The sequence below is a fragment of the Methyloceanibacter marginalis genome (assembly GCF_001723295.1).
Classification (GTDB): Bacteria; Pseudomonadota; Alphaproteobacteria; order Rhizobiales; family Methyloligellaceae; genus Methyloceanibacter; species Methyloceanibacter marginalis.
In genome coordinates, this window is the sequence record NZ_LPWD01000343.1 from 1 (window position 1) to 1,628 (window position 1,628).

The following is a 1,628-nucleotide window of genomic DNA, read 5'->3' on the forward strand; positions in this document are numbered from 1 at the left end:
ATGCCCGGACTGATCCGGGCATCCATACCGTTCCGCTTCCGCAAGGTGTAGCGCTCGTGGAATGGATTGCCGGGTCAAGCCCGGCAATGACGGCTTAGAGGATGTCGAGAACGGCTTCCGGCGGGCGGCCGATGGCCGCCTTGTCGCCCGAGACCACGATCGGCCGCTCGATGAGAATGGGGTTCTCGACCATCAAGGCGAGCAATTCGTCGTCGCCGACGTCTCTTTCCTTGCCCGAGCTCGCGTAGCGCGCCTCGCTCTTGCGCACGATGTCGCGCGCTCTGAGGCCAAGCTTCTTCAAGACATTTTTCAGCTCGGCGACGGTGGGCGGCGCCTTCAGATAGTCGACGACCTTCGGCGCGATCCCCTGGTCCTCGATCAGCGCCAGGGTCTGGCGCGACTTCGAGCAGCGTGGGTTGTGATAGATGGTGACGGTCACACGACGAGTTCCGGGAGTTGCTTTTCCGCCCATTCGTCCGCGCGGCGGCCGATCAGCGGCGCGAGCGTGTTGGCTTTAGCGTCGTCTATGGCCGCAACCAGTGTGCGCTTGATGCGGCCGATCAGGCCCGGTCCTTCGAACACGAGGCCGGTGTAGAGCTGGATGAGGGACGCGCCCGCCTCGATCTTGGCGAGCGCGGTCTCGCCGGAGTCGATGCCGCCTACGCCGATCAGCGGCAGTCTGCCTTCGGTGATCTGGTAGACGCGGGCCAGCATGCGCGTGGCGCGATCGAACAGCGGCCGGCCCGACAAGCCGCCGGTTTCGCGGATCAGGGTTTCGTCGCTTAGGCCGTCACGGGCGAGCGTGGTGTTGGAGATGACGATCCCGTCGGCGCCGCTGTCGCCGATGACGCGGACCACCTCCGGGAGATCGGCGTCGGCCAGATCCGGCGCGAGCTTGACGAGCAGTGGCGGGGGATTATCCCCCAAGCCCTTTCGAGCCTCCTGCACCTTGTCGAGCAGTTCGCCGAGCTTTCGCGGCGCCTGGAGGTCGCGCAGACCGGGCGTGTTGGGGGACGATATATTGACGGTAAAATAGCTCGCCACGGGCCCCATTTGCGCGATGCCTTTCACATAATCGGCGATACGGTCTGAGCTGTCCCGGTTGGCCCCCAGATTGACGCCCACGATGCCGTCCAGCTTGGTCCGCAACCGCTTCAGGGGCCGCGTCCTGGCCTCATTATTGAAGCCGAGGCGATTGACGATGGCGCGGTCCGCATGAGAGCGGAACACGCGCGGGCGGGGATTGCCGGACTGGGCGCGGGGCGTCAGCGTGCCGACCTCGACGAAGCCAAACCCATATCGAGCAGCTGCCGCGGCGCCCGCGCGTCCTTGTCGAAGCCCGGCGCCATGCCGATCGGATTGGGGACGGTCGAGACCGAGCACGATTTGTCTCAGCCGCGCGTCGTCAGCCCTGGAGGGGCGGGGATAAACGCCGAGCTCGAGGGTCTTGAGGGCCAGGTCATGGGCGCGCTCCGGATCGAGGGCGAGCAGAAGCGTCTGGCCCAACCCGAACAGGGCACTCACTCGGTAAACTCGTCGGGCAGGATGTGGGTGTTGTCGTCGTCAAGCCGGACCGGCTCGGCCGCGAGGATCGCATCGAGCGGAAGCGGCGCGTAGAGATGCGGAAA

Annotated in this window: 2 protein-coding genes; both read right to left on the reverse strand. The window is 65.8% G+C overall.

Annotation, left to right across the window (positions count from 1 at the left end; translation table 11 throughout):
* Positions 1-94: 94 nt before the first annotated feature.
* Positions 95-439, reverse strand: coding sequence for an arsenate reductase (glutaredoxin) (arsC, locus tag AUC71_RS12295; RefSeq protein ID WP_244500941.1), 345 nt, complete (start codon positions 437-439; stop codon positions 95-97).
* A complete protein-coding gene (locus tag AUC71_RS12300; protein ID WP_244500942.1) occupies positions 436-1,524 on the reverse strand; it encodes a quinone-dependent dihydroorotate dehydrogenase in 1,089 nt (362 codons plus the stop codon). The genes arsC and AUC71_RS12300 overlap by 4 nt, the downstream gene beginning before the upstream one ends.
* Positions 1,525-1,628: the final 104 nt, after the last annotated feature.